Source organism: Oleiharenicola lentus, from assembly GCF_051660365.1.
Taxonomy (GTDB): domain Bacteria; phylum Verrucomicrobiota; class Verrucomicrobiia; order Opitutales; family Opitutaceae; genus Lacunisphaera; species Lacunisphaera lenta_A.
In genome coordinates this window covers 1,021,623-1,043,490 of the sequence record NZ_JBOZXB010000002.1, presented here as the reverse complement: position 1 = coordinate 1,043,490, position 21,868 = coordinate 1,021,623, and the positions used below count along the sequence as shown (strand labels likewise).

Annotated in this window: 20 protein-coding genes; 14 read left to right on the top strand and 6 right to left on the bottom strand. The window is 59.9% G+C overall.

The genetic code is table 11. The features are described 5' to 3' along the window. Positions 1-38 precede the first annotated feature (38 nt). Genes ACRRQW_RS19290 through ACRRQW_RS19275 form a run of 4 tightly spaced genes read left to right on the top strand, consistent with a single transcriptional unit; the run spans position 39 to position 3,345 of the window. Positions 39-1,229, top strand: a complete 1,191-nt coding sequence (locus ACRRQW_RS19290; RefSeq protein WP_438483257.1) for a biopolymer transporter Tol — start codon at positions 39-41, stop codon at positions 1,227-1,229. A gap of 52 nt (positions 1,230-1,281) precedes the next feature. After that, positions 1,282-2,061: a TIGR00282 family metallophosphoesterase gene (locus ACRRQW_RS19285; protein WP_438483256.1), complete on the top strand. Its 780-nt coding sequence runs from the start codon at positions 1,282-1,284 to the stop codon at positions 2,059-2,061. Between the two features lie 13 nt (positions 2,062-2,074). After that, a complete protein-coding gene (locus ACRRQW_RS19280; protein WP_438483255.1) occupies positions 2,075-2,923 on the top strand; it encodes a PIG-L deacetylase family protein in 849 nt (282 codons plus the stop codon). An 8-nt stretch (positions 2,924-2,931) separates the two neighbouring features. After that, positions 2,932-3,345, top strand: a complete 414-nt coding sequence (locus ACRRQW_RS19275) for an OsmC family protein (protein ID WP_438483254.1) — start codon at positions 2,932-2,934, stop codon at positions 3,343-3,345. Between the two features lie 86 nt (positions 3,346-3,431). On the opposite strand, the gene ACRRQW_RS19270 is transcribed toward ACRRQW_RS19275, so the two are convergent. After that, positions 3,432-3,893 (bottom strand): hypothetical protein, encoded by a 462-nt coding sequence (locus ACRRQW_RS19270; RefSeq protein ID WP_438483253.1) that lies wholly within the window; start codon positions 3,891-3,893, stop codon positions 3,432-3,434. A gap of 107 nt (positions 3,894-4,000) precedes the next feature. On the opposite strand from ACRRQW_RS19270, the gene argH reads away from it, so the two are divergent. From argH to ACRRQW_RS19250, 4 genes are read left to right on the top strand one after another with little or no spacing between them, the layout of a single operon-like run. Continuing rightward, positions 4,001-5,401: an argininosuccinate lyase gene (argH, locus tag ACRRQW_RS19265; RefSeq protein ID WP_438483252.1), complete on the top strand. Its 1,401-nt coding sequence runs from the start codon at positions 4,001-4,003 to the stop codon at positions 5,399-5,401. Positions 5,402-5,447: 46 nt separating this feature from the next. Next, a complete protein-coding gene (locus ACRRQW_RS19260) occupies positions 5,448-6,809 on the top strand; it encodes an MFS transporter (protein ID WP_438483251.1) in 1,362 nt (453 codons plus the stop codon). Between the two features lie 42 nt (positions 6,810-6,851). Further along, complete coding sequence (gene mutL / locus ACRRQW_RS19255) at positions 6,852-8,648, top strand: DNA mismatch repair endonuclease MutL (RefSeq protein ID WP_438483250.1); 1,797 nt, start codon at positions 6,852-6,854, stop codon at positions 8,646-8,648. A gap of 47 nt (positions 8,649-8,695) precedes the next feature. Further along, the gene (locus tag ACRRQW_RS19250) at positions 8,696-11,215 is read left to right on the top strand and encodes a glycogen/starch/alpha-glucan phosphorylase (RefSeq protein ID WP_438483249.1); all 2,520 of its coding nucleotides are present in this window, start codon (positions 8,696-8,698) and stop codon (positions 11,213-11,215) included. Between the two features lie 35 nt (positions 11,216-11,250). Here ACRRQW_RS19250 and ACRRQW_RS19245 read toward each other — a convergent pair whose 3' ends face one another. Then, the gene (locus ACRRQW_RS19245) at positions 11,251-11,775 is read right to left on the bottom strand and encodes a thermonuclease family protein (protein ID WP_438483248.1); all 525 of its coding nucleotides are present in this window, start codon (positions 11,773-11,775) and stop codon (positions 11,251-11,253) included. A gap of 96 nt (positions 11,776-11,871) precedes the next feature. Between ACRRQW_RS19245 and ACRRQW_RS19240 the strand changes: the two genes are divergently transcribed. Genes ACRRQW_RS19240 through ACRRQW_RS19230 form a run of 3 tightly spaced genes read left to right on the top strand, consistent with a single transcriptional unit; the run spans position 11,872 to position 13,984 of the window. Continuing rightward, positions 11,872-13,365, top strand: a complete 1,494-nt coding sequence (locus ACRRQW_RS19240; protein WP_438483247.1) for an intermembrane phospholipid transport protein YdbH family protein — start codon at positions 11,872-11,874, stop codon at positions 13,363-13,365. A gap of 41 nt (positions 13,366-13,406) precedes the next feature. Then, positions 13,407-13,604 carry a hypothetical protein gene (locus tag ACRRQW_RS19235; RefSeq protein WP_438483246.1) on the top strand — a complete coding sequence of 66 codons (198 nt, stop codon included), beginning with the start codon at positions 13,407-13,409 and terminating at the stop codon, positions 13,602-13,604. Between the two features lie 5 nt (positions 13,605-13,609). Continuing rightward, complete coding sequence (locus ACRRQW_RS19230; RefSeq protein WP_438483245.1) at positions 13,610-13,984, top strand: YdbL family protein; 375 nt, start codon at positions 13,610-13,612, stop codon at positions 13,982-13,984. Between the two features lie 52 nt (positions 13,985-14,036). Here the strand turns inward: ACRRQW_RS19230 and ACRRQW_RS19225 are convergent, their stop codons facing one another. Next, positions 14,037-15,335, bottom strand: coding sequence for a NupC/NupG family nucleoside CNT transporter (locus ACRRQW_RS19225; RefSeq protein WP_438483244.1), 1,299 nt, complete (start codon positions 15,333-15,335; stop codon positions 14,037-14,039). A gap of 116 nt (positions 15,336-15,451) precedes the next feature. Here ACRRQW_RS19225 and ACRRQW_RS19220 point away from each other — a divergent pair, with 116 nt between their 5' ends. Continuing rightward, complete coding sequence (locus tag ACRRQW_RS19220; protein WP_438483243.1) at positions 15,452-15,574, top strand: hypothetical protein; 123 nt, start codon at positions 15,452-15,454, stop codon at positions 15,572-15,574. A gap of 46 nt (positions 15,575-15,620) precedes the next feature. Next, a complete protein-coding gene (locus ACRRQW_RS19215) occupies positions 15,621-16,145 on the top strand; it encodes a gamma carbonic anhydrase family protein (protein WP_438483242.1) in 525 nt (174 codons plus the stop codon). Between the two features lie 14 nt (positions 16,146-16,159). Here ACRRQW_RS19215 and ACRRQW_RS19210 read toward each other — a convergent pair whose 3' ends face one another. After that, positions 16,160-16,648, bottom strand: coding sequence for a dihydrofolate reductase (locus ACRRQW_RS19210; protein ID WP_438483241.1), 489 nt, complete (start codon positions 16,646-16,648; stop codon positions 16,160-16,162). Between the two features lie 108 nt (positions 16,649-16,756). Between ACRRQW_RS19210 and ald the strand changes: the two genes are divergently transcribed. Further along, positions 16,757-17,848, top strand: coding sequence for an alanine dehydrogenase (ald, locus tag ACRRQW_RS19205; RefSeq protein WP_438483240.1), 1,092 nt, complete (start codon positions 16,757-16,759; stop codon positions 17,846-17,848). A 244-nt stretch (positions 17,849-18,092) separates the two neighbouring features. Here ald and ACRRQW_RS19200 read toward each other — a convergent pair whose 3' ends face one another. Both ACRRQW_RS19200 and ACRRQW_RS19195 read right to left on the bottom strand, forming a co-directional pair. Further along, positions 18,093-20,291 carry a molybdopterin oxidoreductase family protein gene (locus tag ACRRQW_RS19200; protein ID WP_438483239.1) on the bottom strand — a complete coding sequence of 733 codons (2,199 nt, stop codon included), beginning with the start codon at positions 20,289-20,291 and terminating at the stop codon, positions 18,093-18,095. Next, positions 20,288-21,868: a DmsC/YnfH family molybdoenzyme membrane anchor subunit gene (locus tag ACRRQW_RS19195; protein ID WP_438483238.1), complete on the bottom strand. Its 1,581-nt coding sequence runs from the start codon at positions 21,866-21,868 to the stop codon at positions 20,288-20,290. The genes ACRRQW_RS19200 and ACRRQW_RS19195 overlap by 4 nt, the downstream gene beginning before the upstream one ends.

The window sequence follows — 21,868 nt, the reverse complement described above, 5'->3', positions numbered from 1 at the left end:
CCGCGCGCACTTTCGTCATTAATTACTGACTCACCCTCATGCATAAAGCTTTTCGCCTCATTCTCAGCCTCGCTTGCGCGACGGCTCTCGTCGTCAAATCCACCGCCCAGGACATCGGCACGGTTAAAGTCGCCGCCGGCGATGCGATTTCGGTCTCGCTGTCCGCGAGCACCCCCGAACTGCAGGCGCTCGCGCGTCAGGCGTTCAGCACCCACGGTAAATTTCGTGAAGTTGCCACGGGCGGCGCGTTTGCGATCAAGTTCACGGCCGCAGGCGCGAATCAAGTGACTGTCGCGATCTCCAAGGGCAGTGGCGGCGCGGTGCACAGCGAGACTGTGACCGGCGCGAACGCGCGCAACGCCTTGCTGAAAGCGGCCGACGTCGCCGTGAAAAAAACTTCCGGCCTGCCGGGATTCTTCGCCGGTAAAATCGCCTTCGTCGGCGGCAAGTCGGGCAAATCGGAAATCTACACCTCGGATCTTTTCTTCGGCGACGTCTTGCGTTGGACGAGCGAAGGCAAACAAATCGTCAGCCCGCGTTGGTCGCCGGACGGCAGCAAAATTGTTTTCACCAGCTACCGCACGAGCTTCCCGGATATCTACGTGATCGATTTAGGCACGCGTCGCATTTCTGTGCTTGTGAGTTTGAAGGGCACGAACAGCGGTGGTCGTTTCAGTCCGGACGGTTCGAAAGTCGCCATGGTGTTGTCGGGTGAGGGTAACCCCGAAGTTTACGTCGGAAACTCATTTGGCCGCCAAATCAAACGCCTCACACGGAACACATCAGTCGAAGCTTCGCCGGCGTGGTCGCCGGATGGTTCGCGCTTAGTCTTCACGTCCGATAACATGGCGGTGGGCCGGCCCCAACTTTTCGTGATGCCTGCGGGTGGCGGCACGATGACGCGCCTCGCGACCAATGTCTCCGGCTATTGCGCGGAACCGGATTGGAGCGCTGCAGCGCCGAATAAAATCGTTTTCACGGCTGGCGCCGGCCGCGGCTTTCAAATCGCGGTGCATGACATGACCGCCGGCTCGGCCAAAATCGTTTCCAAGGCTCCCGCCGATGCGATCGAGCCGGTGTGGCTCGCGGACGGTCGCCACGTGCTGTGCACGTTCCGCGCTGCAAATTCGACGAGCCTTTGGGTGCTTGATACCGAAAGCGGCAAGGCGACGCGCGTCAGTCCGACCTCGTTCGGCAATGCGGGCAGCGCCAGCTATCTGGCAAAATAATGGGCGTTGCCGAGTCGTTCCCTGCGCGGTTGGCTCACCGGTCTAGCTGCGCATGAAACTTCTTTTTATCGGCGACATCGTTGGCAAACCTGGGCGCGAAATCGTCACAACGCTCGTGCCCAAACTGCGCGTCGAGCGCGGGATCGATTTTGTCATCGCCAACGGTGAGAACGCCGCGGCGGGCTCGGGCATCACCGCATCGATTTGCAAGACGCTCCTCGAATCCGGCGTCGATGCGATCACGCTCGGCGATCACGTGTGGGATCAAAAGGGATTCGAAACTGATATCGTCGGTTTAGAGCGCGTGTGCCGTCCGGCGAATCTGCCTGCTTCGTGTCCGGGCCGCACGCATCTCATCTTGGAAAAAAATGGATTCCGCCTTCTCGTGGTGACGGTGCTCGCGCGCAGTTTGATGAATTTGAAAGCGGATTGCCCGTTCCTCGGGATCGACGCGTTGCTGACGAAACTTGCGGGGCAATTCGACGGCGCGCTCGTCGAGGTGCACGGCGAGACCACTTCGGAAAAACAGGCGCTCGGCTGGCATCTCGACGGACGCGTCACGGCGGTTTTGGGCACGCACACGCATGTCGCCACGGCGGACGCGTCCTTGTTGCGCAAGCAAACCGCCTTCATGTGCGATGTGGGGATGACCGGCCCCCATGAGTCGGTGATCGGTCGCGAAATCGAGCCGGTGATCAGTCGTTTTCTCGACGGCATGCCGCGACGTTTTGAAATCGCGACGGGCGACAATCGGCTGTCGGGCGCGCTGGTGGAATTTAACGCCGTGGGCCGCGCGGAAAAAATCGAGTGGCTGAATCTCAAAAGCGAATAACGGTTTTTGATTTATGAATCTTTCCCAAGTTCACGCTGACATTTTCGTCCCAAGCAAAACTCCGGTGGCCGAAGCGCTCGCGCGCACGACGCACCTCTGCCTTGCCGCGCACCAAGACGACATCGAGATCATGGCGTATCACGGCATCGCCGAATGTTTTGCGAGTGACGAGCGCTGGTTTACGGGCGTGGTCGTCACGGATGGCAGCGGCAGTCCGCGGGCAGGGCGCTACGCGAACTTTTCCGACGAGCAGATGAAGGCCGAGCGTCGCCTTGAGCAGCGCAAAGCTGCGAAGCTGGGAAAATTTTCCGCGATGCTGCAACTCGCGCATCCGAGTTCGTTGGTGAAGAGCGCGAAAGAACCGCGCGTGCGCGCCGATATCGGCGCGATTCTCGAAGCCACCGCGCCGCACACCGTTTACCTCCACAATCCCGCCGATAAACACGACACGCACATCGCGGTATTTCTGCGGTGCATCGAAGCGTTGCGTGCGATGCCGAAAGCGAAACGGCCGCGTCAAGTTTACGGCTGTGAAGTGTGGCGCAACCTCGACTGGCTGCTCGACGAAGACAAACAAGTGCTCGATGCCTCCGCGAATCCGAAACTCGCCGCGAAACTTGTCGCCGTGTTCCAGTCCCAGATCGCGGGAGGAAAACGTTACGACCTCGCGACCGCCGGTCGCCGGCTCGCCAACGCGACGTTTCATACTTCGCATTTTACGGACAAAGCCGATGCGCTCACGTGGGCAATGGATCTCACGCCGCTCGTGCAGAACGAAAAACTCTCGATCGAAAAATTCACCCTCAACTACATCGACCGGCTGCGCGCAGATGTCGCGGCTCGATTAAAGAAATTCAACTAACTCCTCCGATGGTCAAAAGCACTGGTGTTTATAAAGGCGGTTTGAACTGCGAACTCACGCACGGTCCTTCGAATCAAGTCATCGAAACCGACGCACCCAAGGACAACCACGGCCGCGGACTCGCATTTTCGCCGACGGATTTAACGGTCGCGTCTTATGCCTCATGCATGGTGACGACCATGGCGATTGCGTCGAAAGTGAAGCTCGGCTTCGACATTCCCGGAATCAAGTGGGAGATCACGAAGGAAATGTCGACCGATGCTCCGCGTCGCATCGTGCGCATGGCGACGCAGGTTTGGTTGCCGTTTCCAAAATCAAAAGATCCCGAGGGTGTTTTGGAAAAAGCCGCACTGAACTGCCCCGTGCACCACAGCCTGAATCCGGCAATTGATAAGCCGGTGACGTTTCACTGGGCGGAGTGAGGTCGGGATTGGGGTGGGGGCCGTTATCCTTAACGGCCCTTGGCTTTCGATCATCGCACAGGGCGGTTAAGGGTAACCGCCCCTACCTACGTTTTGTCCGGCCCGCGTTCCGCCGTGAACTCGTAAGTGGAGTTGAAAATCAGTTCCACCCCGTCGGCCATGATGCGGACTTTGATTTTGCCGGTGGTTGCGCTGTTGGGCTGGGCACGCCCCGTGATGGATCGTGTTTTCTTTTTCTCGTTTACAGCGTCACCGGTGAATTCGACCGTTTCGCCCATCGCAAGTCGACCGAGCGAATCATGCGTGAGTTTGATGAGCATGGTGCCGCTTTCGCCCCAGAAAAACCATGGCGTGACTTTGGCCTCATACGTGGTCGCGAAACCGTCGCCCTGCCACGTGAGCACTCCCGGGTTGAGTTTTACGCTGCCCACGTAAATGGAGGTCTTCATTGGCGCCACGATCACGGTGCGTGAGGGCAGCGCGGGCGGCGCGGCCTGAAGTGCAGCCACCGCCACCAAGAGAAGACTGGCTAACGCGAGCAAACGCATAGAATCGAAGATGCTCACGCCCAGACCGGTTTCGCAACGTTATGTTGCGCGAACGCGACCCAAAATCTCGTTGCCAAGACCGGCGGCGCGGCGTTGCTTCGCCCTCTATGGCGCATAAAGCACAAGCGACTTGGGGCGGACGTTTCTCGGCGGGTCCCGCCGACCTCATGCTGCGGTTCAGCGAATCCGTTTCGTTCGACCGCCGACTCGCTCCGTTCGATATTCAAGGCAGCAAAGCGCACTCCGCGATGCTCGCTCACGTCGGCCTGATCACGGCCGACGAGCGTGACGCGATTCATCGTGGCCTCGACGTCGTGCTGAAAGAAATCGAGAGCGGCAAATTCAAGTGGCAGACGAAGCTCGAAGACGTGCACATGAACATCGAGCAGGCGCTGACGAAGATCGAGCCGGCCGCCGCCAAATTGCACACCGCGCGCAGCCGCAATGATCAAGTCGCAACCGACATGCGCCTTTATTTCAAAGCGGCCTGTGCGGAGATTATCGCCGGCATTCAGGATGCGCAGCGCGCAATTCTTTCCGTCGCCGAAAAATACGGCCACGTGCTCATCCCGGGCTACACGCATTTGCAGCGCGCGCAGCCGGTTTACGTGTCGCATCATTTGTTCGCTTACTTGGAGATGTTGCAGCGCGATGCAGAGCGTTTCGCGGTGGTCGCCGATCACGCGAACTGGTGTCCGCTCGGTTCCGGCGCGATTGCGGGCACGACGTTGCCCAACGACCGCGAGTTCACTGCAGAGACGCTCGGGTTTGTCGACGCCAAGGGCAAACCGCGCGTCACACAAAACAGCATGGATGCGGTCAGCGATCGCGACACGTTTATCGAGTTCGCCTCGGCGTGCGCGCTCGTCGGCGTGCATTTTTCGCGCATGGCGGAAGACCAGATTTTGTGGGCGAGCCAGGAATTTAAGTTCGCCGAGCTGCCCGACGCGTTCTGCACCGGATCGAGTTTGATGCCGCAGAAAAAAAATCCGGATTCGATGGAATTGCTGCGCGGCAAGTCGGCGCGTTTGCAGGGAAATCTCCACACGTTGCTCACGCTCGCGAAGGGTTTACCGCTCACTTACAACCGCGATTTGCAGGAAGACAAGCCGCCGGTATTCGACAGCCACGACCAGACGGTGCTCTGCTTGCAAGTCCTCGCGGGCACGTTTGCGGGCATGGAAATTTTGCCGGAGAAATGTGCGACTGCAGTGGCCGATCCCGCGCTGCTCGCAACCGATTTGGCCGACTATCTCGTGCGCCAAGGCGTAGCGTTTCGCGATGCGCATCACGCCGTCGGCGCGGTCGTCAAGCTGGCCGAGAAAAACAATGTCGCGCTCGATCGCCTCACTTTCGAAGAAGTGCAGAGCGTTCATCCGAAGTTCGAAGCCGATTGGGTGGAGTCGTTCCACCTCGAGAAAGCCATGGCGCGACGCAAGGGCACCGGTATGCCGGGGCCGGCGCAAGTCGCGCGCCAGTTCAAACGCTGGAAGAAGTTGCTCGGTTAAGACGATTGCCGCCGGGCGTGTGTTGCCGGTGGCAATTTGAAATCCGATGGCATCGCTTTTTCCTCATCGCGATCCCGAACTGCATCCTTTCCGGCAGGGATTGTATTTCGCGTTTTTCAACGCGCTCAACTGGCAGATCGCGACCGGCACGCCGATCGTGCTGTTCATGGCGTATCTCGACGCGGACGCGTTTCAAACGGGCCTCGTGTATGCGTGGCCGTTGCTGCTGACCCCGGTGCAAGTGGTCGCGACCGTCTTGTTGCCGAAACTCGGCTTCAAACGGCTCACGATGGCGGGGTGGGGTGCGCGGAGTTGGTTTTTGCTGGTGCCGCTCGCGCTGGCGTTGCTGTCGGCCTACGGGGTGAAACCGTGGATGATCGTCGCGATGGTCGTCGCGATGTTTTGTTATTCGATGAGTCGCTCGGTCGGCGCGGCCGCGATCACCACATGGCTGCAAGGACTGGTGTCGGAAAAGGTGCGCGGGCGTTACTGGTCGACGGATCAAATCATGAGCGGCGTCGCTTCGGTGGGCGCGCTGGTGTTGTGCGCGGTGTCGTTTGCAGTGCTGCCGCCGCAGTGGGCGTTTTTTGTGCAGTATGCGTTTAGTATTTCGGGGGCGTGGCTTGCGCTGCGGTGCTTGAAGCTGCTGCCGGATATCGAACGTCCGACGGTGATGAGCTTGCGCACGATCTGGGCGGACACGCCGCGACATCTTTTCGGTGCGGGGGTGTTTCGGCCCTACCTGTGGTTGGCGGTGGCATTTTATGTCATCACGACGCCGGTGATTCCCTTCAGCGCGTATTATTTGAAGTCAGTCGGTGGTTTCACGTCGGCCAACATCATGGGGCTTACGATTCTGCAATATGGCGGCGTGATTGCGGGCAACTGGTTTATGCGTTCGCGCATCGACTCTTCGGGAGCGAAGCCCTTTTTCCGTATCTCGTTTGGATTGTTCGCGGTCATCGCGGCGTGCTGGCTGGGGTGTTTGCATTGGACGGTCACGACGCCGTGGGTGATGCCGATGCTCTACGTCATGCTGGGAGCGGGCTCGGGGATGTTCACGGCGGCGAACGTGAGTTATCTTGCAAAGATCATTCCGGAAAAAGAGCGCGCGCTGCCGGTGGCCTTGCATGGTGCGATGACGTATTTCACGGGCGGGTTGGCCCCCGTGGTGTGGGGCTTGATGTTGAAAGGTAAGCAGGCGGAGCCGTCGTTGAACCTCTTCGCGTTCGAGTGTTTTTTTATCGTCACGCTAATCGGCGCGGTCGTGCTCGTGGTGCTGACCAATCGTCTGGAGGAAAAAATTGCCGGTCACGTCGATCCATTGCTGGAAGGCGGCTGGCTGTTTCGGCCGTTTCGCGTGGTGGCGAGCCTGATCAAATTGGGCGGCGAAAACGGAAAACGATAGGCTCGCGACAGCGCATTTTTTCTGCACGTTTCAAACTTCTTCATGCCGACCATTCGCATACTTTCCGACCGGGTGGCCAATCAGATCGCCGCAGGCGAGGTGATTGAGCGGCCGGCGGCGGTGGTGAAAGAACTGGTGGAAAATTCGCTCGATGCCGGCGCGACGCGCGTCGAAGTGGAATTTCGCAACGGCGGCCGCTCACTCATTCGAATCGAGGACAACGGCTGCGGGATGTCGAAAGACGATGCGTTGCTTTCGCTCGAGCGTCACGCCACCAGCAAGCTCGTCGAGACCTCGGACCTCGATCATTTGAATTCGTTTGGATTTCGCGGCGAGGCGGTGCCGTCGATCGCGAGCGTCTCGCACTTTGAAATGCAGACGCGGCCGGCGGAGGCGACGGCGGGCACGGAGATTTTAATCAACGGAGGGAAACTGGTGCATGTGCGCGAGTGCGGCATTGCGCCCGGCACCCGGATCACGGTGTCGCATTTGTTCAACTCGGTGCCGGCGCGCCGGAAATTTCTCAAGACGGACGCGACCGAGTCGGCGCACATTATCCAGACGGTGCGGCTCTACGCGCTGGCGTGTCCACATGCGGCGTTCACGTTGATCGAGGACGGGCGGGTGCTGTTTAGATCGCCGGTGTGCACGACGCTGACTGAGCGGGTGGGCGAAATTTTTGGCCGGCAAATGGCGGCGGATTTGCTGCCCGTGGAAATGGCCGAGCCAGGGATGAAGCTTTCCGGACTCATCGGGAAACCCGGCGTGAATCGGGCGACGCGGCATGAGTTGCTGATGTTTGTGAATCGCCGGCCGGTCGACAGCCGCACCTTGAATTACGCGTTGATCGAATCGTATGCGACGTCGCTCGCGAAAGGCCGGTTTCCGGTGGCGGTGTTGTTTTTGGACATGGATCCGATCGCGGTGGATGTGAACGTCCACCCGGCGAAACGTGAAGTGCGTTTCCGCAGCGAAGGGGCGATTCGTGGTTTCGTGATTCGCGCAGTGTTGCAACGGTTGCGCGAATTCGGTTCCCCCGCGCCGATGCCGCTCGCGCCGGAAGTGATCGCGCGCACGGAAGCAAATCGGTCGTTGAGCGAGCCGCCGTTTTCCGTGAGAGCCCCGGTGAACACATCGCTGGCTTCGCCGACGTCTATTCCAGTATTCACCCCATCGGCGGCGCCGACGGCATCGCGTCCGGTCGCAGCGGAGCGCGAGCCCGCGCCGGCCGCGTCAGTCACCACATCGCCTTCGGCACCTTCGTTGCTGGGCTGGCGGTTTCTCGATACGGCGCACGGCGACTACGCGCTGTTTGAGGCGCCCGGCGGGCTGGTGGTGCTGGATCGACGCGCCGCGCACGAACGCGTGTGGTTTGAGCAATTGCAGGCGCAGTTTGCGAAAGGCGAAATCGCGAGCCAGCGGATGCTTTTTGCCCAATCGGTGGAACTCGACGTGATCGCGAGCACGCTCCTGCTGGAGCGCCTGGATTTTCTGAATCGTCATGGTCTTGAGGTCGCGGAGTTCGGGCGGAATTTTTTCCGGATCGAATCTGTGCCGGTGTGGCTCGAACCAGCGGATGCGGAGGGCTTCTTGCGCGACCTCATCGGGTTGATGCGCGAAGGGCGGCTCGATGAAAAGAAGGCGGAGCTCGCGGAGGAAGAACTCGCACGACTCGCGGCACAGAAGGCGGTGCGGTTGCCGGTTTCGATTTCAGAGACGGATGCGATGGCGCTGCTGGCCCAGCTTTTTGCCTGTGCGCAACCGCACACGAGCCCGACGGGCAGGCCAACGCATTTTGAACTGAGCAAGGGCGAATTGGCGCGGCGTTTTCAGCGTTAATCCCGCCTTGCATGCGGGGTTGGCACGACTTGTGATTCAAGTCTTCTATGCCATCCAAACCTGCTGTCGCCAAGTCTGCCCAAAGCCCGGCTCCCGCCGCTCAAGACTCGAAAGAGGAGATTTTCCGCTCGTTGATCCAGCGGCATCTGGTGTCCACGCTGGCGCGCCATCCGGAAACGGCCACGCCGCGCGATTGGTGGGTGGCGACCTCACTCGCGGTGCGCGACACGATCCACAATCGTATGATCGCGACGCAGACGGTGCACAACCAGCACAACGCCCGTCGCCTCTATTATTTCTCGCTCGAATATTTGATGGGCCGTCTGTTCGGCAACAATCTCATCGCGACCGATCTCCTCGAGATAGCAGAGTCCGCGCTCAAGTCGCTCGGCCAGGACTTCGACAAGATCCGCAATTCCGAAGTCGACATGGGTCTTGGCAACGGCGGTCTCGGTCGGCTCGCGGCGTGTTTTCTCGATTCGCTCGCGACCCTGGATTATCCGGCGCTGGGTTACGGCATTTACTATGAGTTTGGTCTTTTCCGTCAGGAATTCGTGAACGGCGGGCAGATCGAGCATCCGGACAACTGGACGATTTTTGGCGATCCGTGGGAAATCGTGCGCGCCGAATACACGCAGGAAGTCCGCTTCTACGGACGCGTGGAAAATGTGTTCGATGACAATGGCAACTACCGCCCGCGTTGGGTCGACACGAAGACGATTCTCGGCGTGCCGCACGATATTCCGACGGCGGGTTATGGCACGGGCACGGTTAACTTGCTGCGGTTGTGGGCGTCGAAGTCGTCGGAAGATTTTGATTTGGCCGCGTTCAACAGCGGCGGTTACGTCGAAGCGGTGCGTGAAAAAGCCATCGGCGAAACGGTTTCGAAGGTGCTTTACCCGAACGACAAAACGGAAACCGGCAAGGAGCTGCGTTTGATGCAGCAGTATTTTTTCGTGGCGTGCTCGCTGCGCGACATCATCCGCCGGCACTTCCGGAATAAGGAAAATTCCTGGGCGAATTTCTCCGACAAAGTGGCCGTGCAACTTAACGACACGCATCCAGCCATCGCGGTGGTTGAACTCATGCGCATCCTCGTCGATGAACAAAATACGCCGTGGGATGAGGCTTGGGCCGTCGTCGGTAAAACGTTTGCTTACACGAATCACACGCTGCTGCCGGAAGCGCTTGAGAAGTGGAGCGCCGGATTGTTTGAGCGCGTGCTGCCGCGTCACCTTCAGATCATTTACGAGATCAACACACGCCTCCTTAAGACCGTTGAAACCAAGTGGCCCGGTGATAACGCCAAGAAACGCGTCTGCTCGCTCATCGAAGAGAGCGGCCAGAAGATGATCCGCATGGCAAATCTCGCCGTCGTCGGTTCGCACGCGGTCAACGGCGTCGCGGCCCTCCACACGCAGCTGCTCAAGAAAGATCTTTTCCCTGAGTTCGATTCGCTGTTTCCCGGTAAATTTCAGAACAAGACCAACGGCATCACGCCGCGGCGCTGGTTGTTGAAGAGTAATCCGAAGCTTTCGGAACTGATCACGAAGAAAATTGGGAAGGACTGGCCAAGGAATCTCGATTTGCTCCGGGGATTGGAAAAGTTCGCCGACGATGCGGCGTTCCAAAAAGAATTCATGACGATCAAGCGCGAGAACAAGGTCGCGCTCGCCGAGGTCATCAAAGCTGACTGCGGCATCGACGTTTCTCCGGATGCGATCTTCGACGTGCAGATCAAGCGCCTTCATGAATACAAACGCCAGCATCTGAATTTGCTGCACATCCTCGCGCTGTATCGCCGCTTGTTGCAAAATCCGAGCCTCGATGTTGTGCCGCGCGTGTTTGTCTTCGGGGCGAAAGCCGCGCCGGGCTACGACCTTGCGAAGAATATCATTCGCGCGATCAACGTCATCGGCGCGCGCATTAATGCCGATTCACGCATCGGCGGGAAACTGAAGGTCGCATTCCTTCCGAATTATCGCGTGTCGCTCGCGGAGAAAATTATTCCCGCGGCCGACGTCTCCGAGCAGATTTCCACCGCGGGCAAGGAAGCATCGGGCACGGGCAACATGAAGCTCGCTCTCAACGGCGCGCTGACGATCGGCACGCTCGATGGCGCCAATGTCGAAATCAAGGAAGAGGTCGGCGACGACAACATCTTCATCTTCGGCTTGAACGTCGATCAGGTGGAAGAGTTGCAAGGCAAGGGCTATAATCCGTGGAATTACTACCAAGCGGACGAGGAACTCCGCGCGATTATCGACTGGCTCGGCAGCGACTACTTCACGCCAGACGAGCACGGTGCGTTCTCGCTCGTGCATCGCAGCCTGCTGGACGGTGGCGATCCGTATCTCGTGCTCGCGGATTTCCGCGCCTATAGCGACGCGCACGCCAAGATCGACGCAGCGTATCGCGACAAGAAGCGCTGGGCGCGCATGGCGATCATGAACACGGCGCGCGTTGGAAAATTCTCCAGCGATCGCACGATTCACGAATACGCGAAGCAGATCTGGAAGCTCAAGGCGCTGCCCGTGTCGGGTAACTTCACCAAGCTGCCGTCCTAAGCGTGTTTTAGCACCGGCGCGCAACGGGCGATGACCTATCGCTTGTTGCGCGCACGATAGGTCCATGGTGCGAGTGGCTCTTTGTCCTGCCACAGACCGATCTTCTGTTCCTTCGCGCGGCGTTCGAGTCCGGCAATGACAGTGTCTTTTGGGTAAACCCGTTTATACCACCACGCCCAGCCGGCGGCGACGATGTCTTCGTTGAGCGATCGGCCGCCGCGGTAGCTGATGTCGCCGATGAGGCGTCCGTATTGATCCATGGTTTTGCAGCGCACGATCACCGTGTGGCCATCGACTTTGATGCGCGTGAAGTCTTTCGCCTGCTCGCCACGTGGCTGCTTGATTTCGGGCGCGTCGATGCGCGCGAGTCGGACGTCGTAGATATCTTCGCCTTTCTGGATCTGAAGGGAGTCGCCGTCTTTGACGCTGATGACTTTTGCGGTGAAGTCGCGGAGGGCGACGGGCACTTTGCGATTCGCGGCCGCGCTGTCGGTGACGGCGACGCACAGACTGAGCAGCAATGCGCCGAGCGGGGCGAGGAAACGGGTAAATCGGGCCATGGGATAACTTTTGCGTGGCGCAGCGAACTGCGTGTTATAGGAATTGGCCCACCTGCACGTTAGTCGCTCCGGCTAGGTTGCCGAGTTTTAAGTCTCATGAACCTCACTCAATCCAAACGCCGCCTGCTTTATGGGTGCCTCGCGCTGGTCATTGCGGTGCCGTGCGCGGCCTATTTGGGACGAGTGGCGCTCGCGGGTTGGGCGTTTCGCGGGGCACTGGAGATGGTCGGCGCGGATGCGATCAAGTTTCGCGTCGCTTCGGCTTCACCGTGGCGCTTCGTGGTGGAGGATTTGAAGTTTAACGTGCGCACGCAGGCGTTTGCGGCGGAGCGCGTCGCGATAGAGCGGACGAATTGGTGGCAGCCGTCGCTCGGGGTGCTGCGCGTCGAAAACGCCAAAGTGCCGTTGGTCATCGACGGCTCAGATACGAATCCGTGGCAGTGGGCCTCCTATGGCGGCGGCGATGTAAACGTGGATTCATTAAAGGTGCCGTTGCAGGAAATTTCCGTGGATGGGCAATTGGTGATTCAGGCGGCGACGCTTGAGGCTGAGCCCATCGCGGTGAAATTTAACGCGCGACAGGGTGCGGGTGGCTTGTGGACAGCAGATGTCCACGCGACGGGCGAAGGACTGGTCGTGAAGGCGGAGGGCACCGTGGATCAGTCGACGTTCGAGGTGAATTTCAAAGCGCCGGAAATCGCAGTCGATTTGAAGGTGTGGCAGACTTTCATCCAACGGATGGTGCTGCTGCCGGGCGGACCATGGGAAATGGATGGCAAGCTCACGGCGAGTGCCCAAGGTCGTGTGAAGGGCAGCGAAATCAAAACGCAGGGTGAGGTGCACATCCGCGATGGGCGCGCCAAAGACGGAGTGGGCCGCGTGGACGCGTCGGGCATCGAAGTCGATTTGGCGCTGAACGATATTTGGGAAATCAAAACGCAACCTGGTTCGCTGCGGGTGAAAGAAGTCCGCTCCGGCAAACTCGCGCTGCGCGATGCGAATGTGGAATTTGCCTTCGACGGCGCGGAAAAAATTTCGGTGACCAAGGCTTCGCTGCAAACGTTGGGCGGATCAGTGGCGGCAGAGCCGTTCCGATATTTTCCGAACCTGCGTGAACTTGAAGTGACGGTCTCCGTGGACGGAATCAGCGTGGAGGAAGTGATGGCTTTGACGGAAGATTTGCCGGCGCAAGCCAGCGGGCGGGTGAGCGGTAGTCTGCCGCTCCGGGTTGATGCGAGCGGCGTGCGTCTCGGCACAGGCTGGCTCGAATTGAAGAAAGACGCGCCGGCTGAAGTCCGTTTCAACGCCAAGGGATTGCTCACTTCGGGCACGAGTAAGAATTCGCCGAGCTACTCCGTGCTGAACAAAATCGAGTCCGGTTTGCTGCGCCTTCGCCTAAGCGAACTGCGGCTCGACATTCGTCCGCCTAATTCCCCGCCGGGCCGCTCGGCGCAGTTGCGCATCAAAGGCGAACCGGTCGATCCCTCCGTGAAGGCACCGGTCAGTCTTGATCTCAATGTCAACGGCCCGATCGAGAGCCTGCTCAATCTCGGCTTGAACACTCAATTCGGCTTGGGAACGAAACCGTAGGCCGGTTGACTAACTTCATTCCGCTTCGCCAACCCATTTCCATGAAATATCCCCTGATTATCGCGCTCGCTACCGCTCCTTTCCTCGGCGGCTGCCTCAATGTGAAAACCGAACCCATCGAGGTGAAGCCCATCCACATCACGGTTGACGTGAATGTGAAGGTGGAGCGCGCGCTCGAAGATTTCTTCGGCGACCTCGACCAGCAATCCAAGACCATCAACGTTCCTGCAACCAAGTGATTTCTATGAAAAATTTCATTCTTCGTTTAGCTCTCATTTGTGGCCTGCTTTCGCTCGGCGTGACTGCCGTGCAAGCGCAGGATCTCGGCGCAGTTAAAACCCGCATGAAGCAACGCATCGCGCAGATCGATCAACTCAAGTTGAAGGGCGCGATTGGTGAAAACAATCGCGGCTTCGTCGAAGTGCGGGCAGAAGCGCCCGATGCGTCGAGCGTAGTTTCGGCGGAAAACGCCGATCGCGAAGCGGTTTACGCGGCGATTGCGAAGCAGAGCAACACGACGGCCGACGCGGTCGGCAAAGCTCGGGCGCGTCGCATCGTGGCGGAAAGCGCCGCCGGCGTCTGGGTGCAGGACGATTCCGGCAAGTGGACGAAGAAATAAGTTCCCCGCTTCGCTCAATCACGGCCCAACCTTTCGAGGTTGGGCTTTTTATTTAGAGCAACGCGCCCGCGATGGATGCGCCGAGGAAACAGCAGAGGCTGCCACCGATGAGTGATTTCACGCCGAGCTTGGCGAGGGCGCCGCGTTGATTCGGAGCAAGCGTGCCGATGCCGCCGACTTGAATGCCGATGGAAGCGACGTTGGCGAAACCGCAGAGCGCGTAGGTGAGGATGATCTGGGCGCGTTGGTCGGGAATCTGGCCGCTGGCGATGAGGTTACCGAGCGTGCCGTATGCGTAGAATTCGTTGAGAATCGTCTTTTCGCCGATGACCTGGCCGGCGGTCGTGAGCGAACCATAGTCGATGCCCATGAGCCAGCCCAGCGGCGCGAACACGATGCCGCAGATATACTGAAGCGAGAATTCGGTGTAACGGCCGGCGGTGGTGGCGGCGATCCAGTCATTCAGGCCGCTCCAACTGCCGATGCCGTGGGAGAGCATCGCGTTGGCCATTGCGATCAGTGCGGTGAAAACGAGCAACATTGCGCCGACATTGACGGCGAGTTTGACGCCGTCGGTCGTGCCGTTGGCGACGGCTTCAAGCGCGTTCGCGCCGATTTTTTCCTTCGGCACGATGATGGTTTCGTCCACCGGCTCGGTCTGCGGCAGCATGATCTTCGCGATGTAGAGCGAAGCGGGTGCCGACATGATGGAGGCGGTGATCAAGTGCTTGGCGAAAGCAAGGCGTTGCACCGGATCTTCGCCGCCGAGCATGCCGATGTAAGCGACGAGCACCGCGCCGGCGATGTTCGCCATGCCGCCGATCATCACGGCGAGGAGTTCCGAGCGCGTCATGGTCGGGAGGTAGGGTTTGATCAGCAGCGGCGCTTCGGTTTGCCCGAGGAAAATATTGGCCGAGGCGCTCAGGCTTTCCGCGCCGGAAAGTTTCATCGTTTTCGACATCAGCCAGGCGAAGACGTAAACGATTTTTTGCAGCAGCCCCAAATAGAAGAGTAACGAAGTGAGCGCGGAGAAAAATACGATCGTCGGCAGCACGTTAAACGCGAAGAGGTAGCCAAATGATTTCGTGTCCGTCACGAGACTGCCGAACAGGAACTGCGTGCCGGCTTTGTTGAAATCGAGAATCGCGACGAAAGCGTTGCCGACGGCGTCCACCATGCTGCGCACGAAATCGACTTTCAGCACGAGCACGCCGCACGCGATTTGGAGCAGCAGGCCCATCGCCACCAACTTCCACGGAATCGCGCGGCGGTTTTCACTGAAAATAACTGCGATGCCAATAAACGCGGCGATGCCAATCAGGCCGCGGGTGATGTGCGTAAGTTGTTCCATGTGGTGGGGTAGGGGTAACGCAGAGCATTACTCGCGCCACTTGTTAGAGCGAGAATGATTTGGCGAAACTAAAATCCGACCCGTGCGTCCATACTGCACGGGTCACTCAACACTCTATGAATTCAATCGATCTCCTGATGCTCGCGGGCGGTTTTGTTTTAACCACCATGCTTTGTCTCGCGTGCGGCCTCGGCCTGATGGTGTGGCTTTCCGCCAGCCCGAATCTGCCGCGTAAATAATCCGCTCTGCACTTGGCGGACGGAGGCCGGCGCGTAGTATCAGCGCATGGATATCGACGCCCGATTGACCAAACACCTCGAGAAAAAGCCCGAGATTTCAAAGGCTCTGTTTATCGCACGCAACGCCACGGTGTTGGGCGATGTGACACTGGGGCCGAAAAGCAGCGTGTGGTATGGCAGCGTGTTGCGCGGCGACATCAACTCGATCGAGATTGGCGAGGGCACGAATATCCAGGATCTCGCGATGGTGCATCTCGCGGACGATTACGGGGTGAAAATCGGCAACTACTGCACAATCGGGCACCGCGCGATTGTGCACGCGTGCGAGATCGGCGACGAGTGCCTCATCGGCATGGGCGCAACGATTCTTGATGGGGCGAAAATTGGCGATCAATGCATCGTGGGCGCCAACGCGCTCGTCACGCAGCGTTTCGTCGCACCGGCCGGGTCGATGATTCTCGGTTCGCCGGCGAAGGTCGTGCGCTCGCTCACTGAAGCGGAGCGAAAAAGCCTGCGCGGATGGGCGGAAAAATATGTTTCGGTGGCGAGCGCCCACGCAGTGTTACCGTAAGTTGCCGAACTGACCTACGCCCGCTCCAGTGTGCTGAACGTGTAACGGTAATTCGCGTCGGCGCTTTCTTTCCGCCACGTCTCGCGCCATGCGAGGTGACGCCATTCGGGGAAATACGTGTCACCGCAAATCTCCGCGTGCACGAGCGTGAGTAAGAGCCGGTCGGCGAGCGGCAGGGTTTCTTCGTAGATGCGCTGGCCACCGCACACCATGATTTCGCCGGGCAAGGTCTGCGCGATTTGCAGCGCGGCCGCCACATTGCGCGCGACCCGGACGCGCGACGAGGCGAGCGACTGATTGCTGGTGATCACGATCGGCTGACGGCCATCCGCGAGGACTTGCGGCCAGGTCTCGTAGCAAATTCGGCCGAGCACGACGGTTTGCCCCGCGGTCTGGTCGTGGAACCAGCGTTTGTCCTCGGGAATATCGAAAGGCAGGCGGCGGTCGCGTCCGATGACGCGATTTTCCGAGCAGGCGACGATGAGCTGAATCGGTTTGGACATGGGCGGGAGGCGAGCCGGCACGATGCGGTAAACGCCACCTCAAGGCAAATCTGCGTTCGGCTGCTTACAGGTTGCGTGAGAGCCCAGAATGCCGTGTCATAACGGCCTATGATTATCGGAGTTCCTAAAGAAGTTAAGATCGGCGAAACGCGCGTTTCCATGACGCCCAGTCTTTGCCGTCGCGTGACCTCGCTCGGCGGCAAGGTCTTGCTCGAAAAAAGTGCCGGCATCAGCGCTGGTTTTGTCGATGCGCAATATAAGGCTGCCGGCGCGACCATCGTGCCTTCGGCCTCGAAGGTGTGGAAGAGCGCTGACGTGATTTTGAAAGTGAAAGAGCCGCTGAAAGAAGAATACAGCCTCATCCAACAAGGGCAGACGATCTTCACCTATCTGCACCTCGCCGCCGGTCCGGAACTCGCGAAAGAACTTTGTCGCAAGAGCGTGCTCGGCATCGCCTATGAGACGGTGGAAGGCTCGGATGGCTCGTTTCCGTTGTTGAAACCGATGTCGCAGATCGCAGGTCGCCTCTCGATTCAGATCGGAGCGTATCGTCTGCAATCCCAACTCGGCGGCTCGGGTGTCTTGCTCGGCGGCATTCCCGGCACGATGCCCGGTCACGTGGTCGTGATCGGCGCAGGTAACTCTGGTGCGCACGCGGTGCAAATGGCGGCCGGCATGGGCGCGCGCGTCACCGTGCTCGACCTCGATACGCGCAAACTCGAAGCGCTCGATACCGAGTATCGCGGTCGCATCGTCACGCTCATGTCGAACCCGGCGAACATCGAACACGAAGTCGCTGACGCGGATTTGCTCATCGGCGCAGTGCTGATTCCCGCCGCGAAAGCCCCGATCGTTGTCTCCGAAAAAGTCGTGAAGAGCATGCGTCCGGGAAGTGTGATCGTGGACATCGCCATCGACCAAGGCGGCTGCGTCGAAACGATTCGCCCGACCTCGCACGAGAAACCGACTTACAAGGAGCACGATGTCATTCACTACGCCGTGCCGAACATGCCGGCGCTGGTCGGCCGCACGTCGGCGCTGGGCCTCACCCAAGCGACCGAACCGTTCGTCGCGATGATGGTGCAGAAAGGAGTCGAGCGCGCGCTCAACGAGCACAAGGGCCTCGCGAAGGGCGTGAACACTCGCAACGGCCGCATCGTTTACGGTGCCGTCTCGCAGGCGCTCGGATTCGAGTCGTAAAAGTTAATCAGCGTTCAGTCTTTCGACCCGGTTGCACGCGCGTGCACCGGGTTTTCTATTTGCGCGGCCGTCTGAGCCGTCGACAGCGTCGCGAAACGGGCCGAGTTCATGGGCGCTCTTTCAATCGGTGGATATTTAAGGCCATTTTTTGGGGCACCCCTCTCTTGCGCAAAGTTCCTAGATTGGCACTCGAGCCCGTTCCGGATGAGACCGTGAAAACCCCGCTTGAGCTCAAGCCCATGCGCTAGGCTTTCGTCACGCGAACCGCGCACGCTTTGTAGCTTGGTTGTCGCGAGTGCGGGTCGTAGGCGGGGAAGGTGAGTTTGTTTACGTCGGGAAAATGCATCGGCATGAAAACTTGGCCGGGTTGCACAACGTGGGTTACGAGCGCGACGGCTTCGACGGCGGCGCGGCGCGATTGCACGGTAACCTTCGCGCCGTCGCTGATGCCGACTTGGGCGGCGTCGGCGGGATTGATTTCGACGTGCTGCACCGTCGGCGCGAGTTTGCGGAGAATCGCGCTTTTGTTCGTGCGTGAGCCGGTGTGCCACTGCGCGGAGGTGCCGCGTCCGGTGAGTAGGATGAGCGGGTAGTGTGCATCAGCCTGCTCCGGCATGGGACGGGGTTCGTCGAAGAAAAATTTCGCGCGCCCGTCCCTCGTGAAAAATTTCCCATCGGCGAACAACCGCCGTTCGGGCGCGGGATCGGCGCCGCGTTCAGGCAGAGGCCACTGGATGCCGCGCGCTTCTTCGATGTGGGCGTAGTCGCGGATGCCAAAAAAATCGAAGGGCTGGCCCACGGACAGTTTTTTCAGAATTTGAAATGCGGCCGCGGGCGAACTCCACTCACGAAACATCGCGCCGCAGCCCCAGGCCTCTGCGATCAGTTGGAAAATACGAAAATCGCTGAGCGCAAGGCCGGGCGCCCGTGCGACTTTGCGCGCCACGCCGAGACGGCGTTCGCTGTTGATGAAGACGCCTTCCTTTTCACCCCACCCGGCGGCGGGGAGCACGAGGTCGGCCAGGCGCGCGGTTTCGGTCGTCGCATACATGTCTTGCACGACGAGGAAATCGAGTTTCGCGCGGATCGCGGCAAAGCGGCCTTGGTTAATCCACGAGTGCGCGGTGTTGGTCGCAATGATCCAGAGTCCGCGAATATCGCCTCGCTCGATGCCGTCGATAATCTGGTCGTAGGCCCAACTTTTTTCAGAGGGGATTTGGGTTGGGTCGATGCCGAGAATGGCGGCGACGTGGGCCCGATGGGCGGCGTTGGCGAAATCGTAGCCGCCGAGCAATGAGGTCGCGTTGCCAAAGAGGCGCGAGCCCATCGCATTGCACTGGCCGGTGATGGAGTTCGCGCCGGTGCCGGGCCGCCCGATGTTGCCGGTCATCAACGCGAGGTTGATGATTGCCTGCGCGGTGCGCGTGGCTTCGTGGCTTTGATTGACGCCCATCGTCCACCAAAACGAAACGCGTTGCCCGCGTGCGATGGTTTCCGCGCAACGGCGGAGTTCTTCAACGGAGATGCCGGTTTCGTGCGCGGTGCGTTCGGGGGTGAATGTTTCGATGAATTGCACGAACTCCGCGAATCCCGCGGTGTGTGCGTCTATGAATTCCCGTTTAACGGCGCCGAGGTAAATCAATTCGCGCGCGAGTCCGTAGAGGAGCGTGAGGTCTGCCTTCGGGCGCAGGGCGAGGTGTTGCGTGGCGAGCATCGCGGTTTCGGTGCGGCGCGGATCGACGACGATGATGGCCGGCTGGTGTTGGTTCATCATCACTCGCTGCCACATGATCGGGTGCGCGATGCAGGGATTCGCCCCGATGAAAAACAGCACGTCGCTTTCCTCGAAATCCGCGTAGGTGAATGGCGGCGCGTCGAAGCCAAACGATTGTTTGTAAGCGACGTGCGAGGTCGCCATGCACTGGCGGGTGTTCGAATCCACGTGCAGCATGCCGAGGCCGAATTTCGCGAGCGCGCCGAGCAGCGCCATTTCCTCCGTCACGATCTGTCCCGTGCTGAGCAATGAAATCGCGTGGTCGCCGTGACGCGCCTGAATGCCTTTGAAATTTTCTACGAAAGCCGTGAGCGCGCGCTCCCAACTGACTGGCTCAAGCTGTCCGGTGAGCCGATTGCGCAACAGCGGCGTGGTGACGCGATCCGTGGCGGCCAGCGGCGTGAGCGCCTCCCAGCCCTTGGGGCAGGCCATGCCGAGATTGACGGGATATTCCGGATCAGGCGTGAGGTTGACCGCTTCGCCGCTGGCATTGAGGTGGACTTTCAGCGAGCAACCGGTGCTGCAGAACCCGCAAATGGATTTGGCCACCGCTGCGGGTTTCAGTCGCGCGGGCACGTGGCCGAGACCGAAGTCGCCCGGACGGAGCACCAGTTCGCTCGTCATGGGCCCCTGGCGGGCGTGCAGCAGGGCGTCGACTTCTTTTTTCATTTGCGCACGGTGCCCGGCATTTTCGGTGAATCGACCGTGCGGAAAAATAAATAACGCTCCGCAAACTCGCCGAGCAAGGCGCTGGCGAAAATCACCCAACCCGCCGTGGCAGGTAACTGCTCCCCGATGAGCAGCGCTGGCAACACCAAGCCGGTGAACAACGCGCCGACGATACGCAGGCGGAAAATTTTCCCGAAATAACCGGTGAGCAAACGCGCGGTGCTGAGCTCAGGCGTGGGCACAGATTCATCGTGGGCATCGGGGTGATCGAGCGGGTGGAGCAGGCGCGCGTCGCACGCGAGTTTTCCCAACGTGACGAGCGCGAGAATTGCCGCGTTCGTCGTGTCCGGCGCGACGGCTAGCGCAGCGGCGGCCCCGATCACGAGGGCGTTGCCGAAAAAACGCGGAGCGGTTTGCGCGAAACGCCATAGCCGGCGACGGGTGTCCACGTAGATCATGACGGAGCAAAACAAGCCGGCTGCCCCGATGAGCGTTGCGGGCAACAGGAGTTGAGGATCGAGCCAACTCGCGCTCGCTAGCGGAAACCACGCGCCAAACACCATGGCCTCGCGACTCAGCCAGCTTTTTCTCCAGCCGAGAAATATCCGCCATGCGCGCAGCGGCTGGCCTAGATGAAATCCACTCGCGGCGAGCCCCGCCGCTCCGATGAGCCAAGCCAGGTTTGTCATATAATATATGACAAACGGCTCGGCCCGACCGGCGTGGAAAAGCGCGGCGAAGAGGTAAATACCGACCGAAGCCGGGATCAAGGTGAGCATGAACACGAGCGGCCAGTGCGGGGGTTGTGGGCGCAGTTCGGCGGCGTCGGTCGCAAGCAGATTTTCCGGCAGCGGTCGTTTGCTCACGTAACGTGTCGTGGGCTGCGTGTAAGCTGGGTCGGGCGCGGTGGCGAGAAACGCGGAAGTGTCAGCCGTGGGCCGGGCGGTGGCACCGACGTGGAGTGAAACCTTGACGACCTTAATGGCGTGCGTCGGGCAGGCTTGGACACAGGCGGGCGCTTCGCCGACGGCAAGCCGTTGGTGACACATATCGCATTTGCGCACGATGCCGAGACGTTCGCTGTATTTCGGCACGTCGTAAGGACATTTCAGCACGCAATACTGGCAGCCGATGCACTGGTCGTCGAGGTGTCGCACGATGCCGGTGATCGGATCTTTTTCGTAGGCCAGCACCGGACAGCCGTTGAGGCAGGCGGGATCGACGCAGTGGTGACACGCAGTGGTGACGGTTTGCTGAAACGGCTCCTTCCACGTGCCGCCGTGAACAAGCCCGACGTCGCGCCACGATTCAGTTTCGTCGAGCCCGTTGAGCGCGTGGCAGGCGACCACACAGGCTTTGCAACCGCTGCACGCGTCGAGGTCGACTTCAAACGCGTATTGCTCGCCCGGACCGGGTGCGCTGAGCGGGATGAGACTATGGTAACTGGAAGTTTGCGCGCGCTGATTTGAGAAATCGTCATGCGCGGCGCTGGCTTGCACCACGGGCGTTTGCAACCGGCCTTGCTCGGCGAGCAGTTCGTCCAAAAAATCCTGCAGCGGCTGGCGCGGGGCGACCAT

Bases quoted from the DNA above. Each gene is read 5' to 3' on its own strand.
- ACRRQW_RS19290 (WP_438483257.1), top strand. From the start codon at position 39: ATGCATAAAGCTTTTCGCCTCATTCTCAGCCTCGCTTGCGCGACGGCT.
- ACRRQW_RS19285 (WP_438483256.1), top strand. From the start codon at position 1,282: ATGAAACTTCTTTTTATCGGCGACATCGTTGGCAAACCTGGGCGCGAA.
- ACRRQW_RS19280 (WP_438483255.1), top strand. From the start codon at position 2,075: ATGAATCTTTCCCAAGTTCACGCTGACATTTTCGTCCCAAGCAAAACT.
- ACRRQW_RS19275 (WP_438483254.1), top strand. From the start codon at position 2,932: ATGGTCAAAAGCACTGGTGTTTATAAAGGCGGTTTGAACTGCGAACTC.
- ACRRQW_RS19270 (WP_438483253.1), bottom strand. From the start codon at position 3,893: ATGCGTTTGCTCGCGTTAGCCAGTCTTCTCTTGGTGGCGGTGGCTGCA.
- argH (WP_438483252.1), top strand. From the start codon at position 4,001: ATGGCGCATAAAGCACAAGCGACTTGGGGCGGACGTTTCTCGGCGGGT.
- ACRRQW_RS19260 (WP_438483251.1), top strand. From the start codon at position 5,448: ATGGCATCGCTTTTTCCTCATCGCGATCCCGAACTGCATCCTTTCCGG.
- mutL (WP_438483250.1), top strand. From the start codon at position 6,852: ATGCCGACCATTCGCATACTTTCCGACCGGGTGGCCAATCAGATCGCC.
- ACRRQW_RS19250 (WP_438483249.1), top strand. From the start codon at position 8,696: ATGCCATCCAAACCTGCTGTCGCCAAGTCTGCCCAAAGCCCGGCTCCC.
- ACRRQW_RS19245 (WP_438483248.1), bottom strand. From the start codon at position 11,775: ATGGCCCGATTTACCCGTTTCCTCGCCCCGCTCGGCGCATTGCTGCTC.
- ACRRQW_RS19240 (WP_438483247.1), top strand. From the start codon at position 11,872: ATGAACCTCACTCAATCCAAACGCCGCCTGCTTTATGGGTGCCTCGCG.
- ACRRQW_RS19235 (WP_438483246.1), top strand. From the start codon at position 13,407: ATGAAATATCCCCTGATTATCGCGCTCGCTACCGCTCCTTTCCTCGGC.
- ACRRQW_RS19230 (WP_438483245.1), top strand. From the start codon at position 13,610: ATGAAAAATTTCATTCTTCGTTTAGCTCTCATTTGTGGCCTGCTTTCG.
- ACRRQW_RS19225 (WP_438483244.1), bottom strand. From the start codon at position 15,335: ATGGAACAACTTACGCACATCACCCGCGGCCTGATTGGCATCGCCGCG.
- ACRRQW_RS19220 (WP_438483243.1), top strand. From the start codon at position 15,452: ATGAATTCAATCGATCTCCTGATGCTCGCGGGCGGTTTTGTTTTAACC.
- ACRRQW_RS19215 (WP_438483242.1), top strand. From the start codon at position 15,621: ATGGATATCGACGCCCGATTGACCAAACACCTCGAGAAAAAGCCCGAG.
- ACRRQW_RS19210 (WP_438483241.1), bottom strand. From the start codon at position 16,648: ATGTCCAAACCGATTCAGCTCATCGTCGCCTGCTCGGAAAATCGCGTC.
- ald (WP_438483240.1), top strand. From the start codon at position 16,757: ATGATTATCGGAGTTCCTAAAGAAGTTAAGATCGGCGAAACGCGCGTT.
- ACRRQW_RS19200 (WP_438483239.1), bottom strand. From the start codon at position 20,291: ATGAAAAAAGAAGTCGACGCCCTGCTGCACGCCCGCCAGGGGCCCATG.
- ACRRQW_RS19195 (WP_438483238.1), bottom strand. From the start codon at position 21,868: ATGGTCGCCCCGCGCCAGCCGCTGCAGGATTTTTTGGACGAACTGCTC.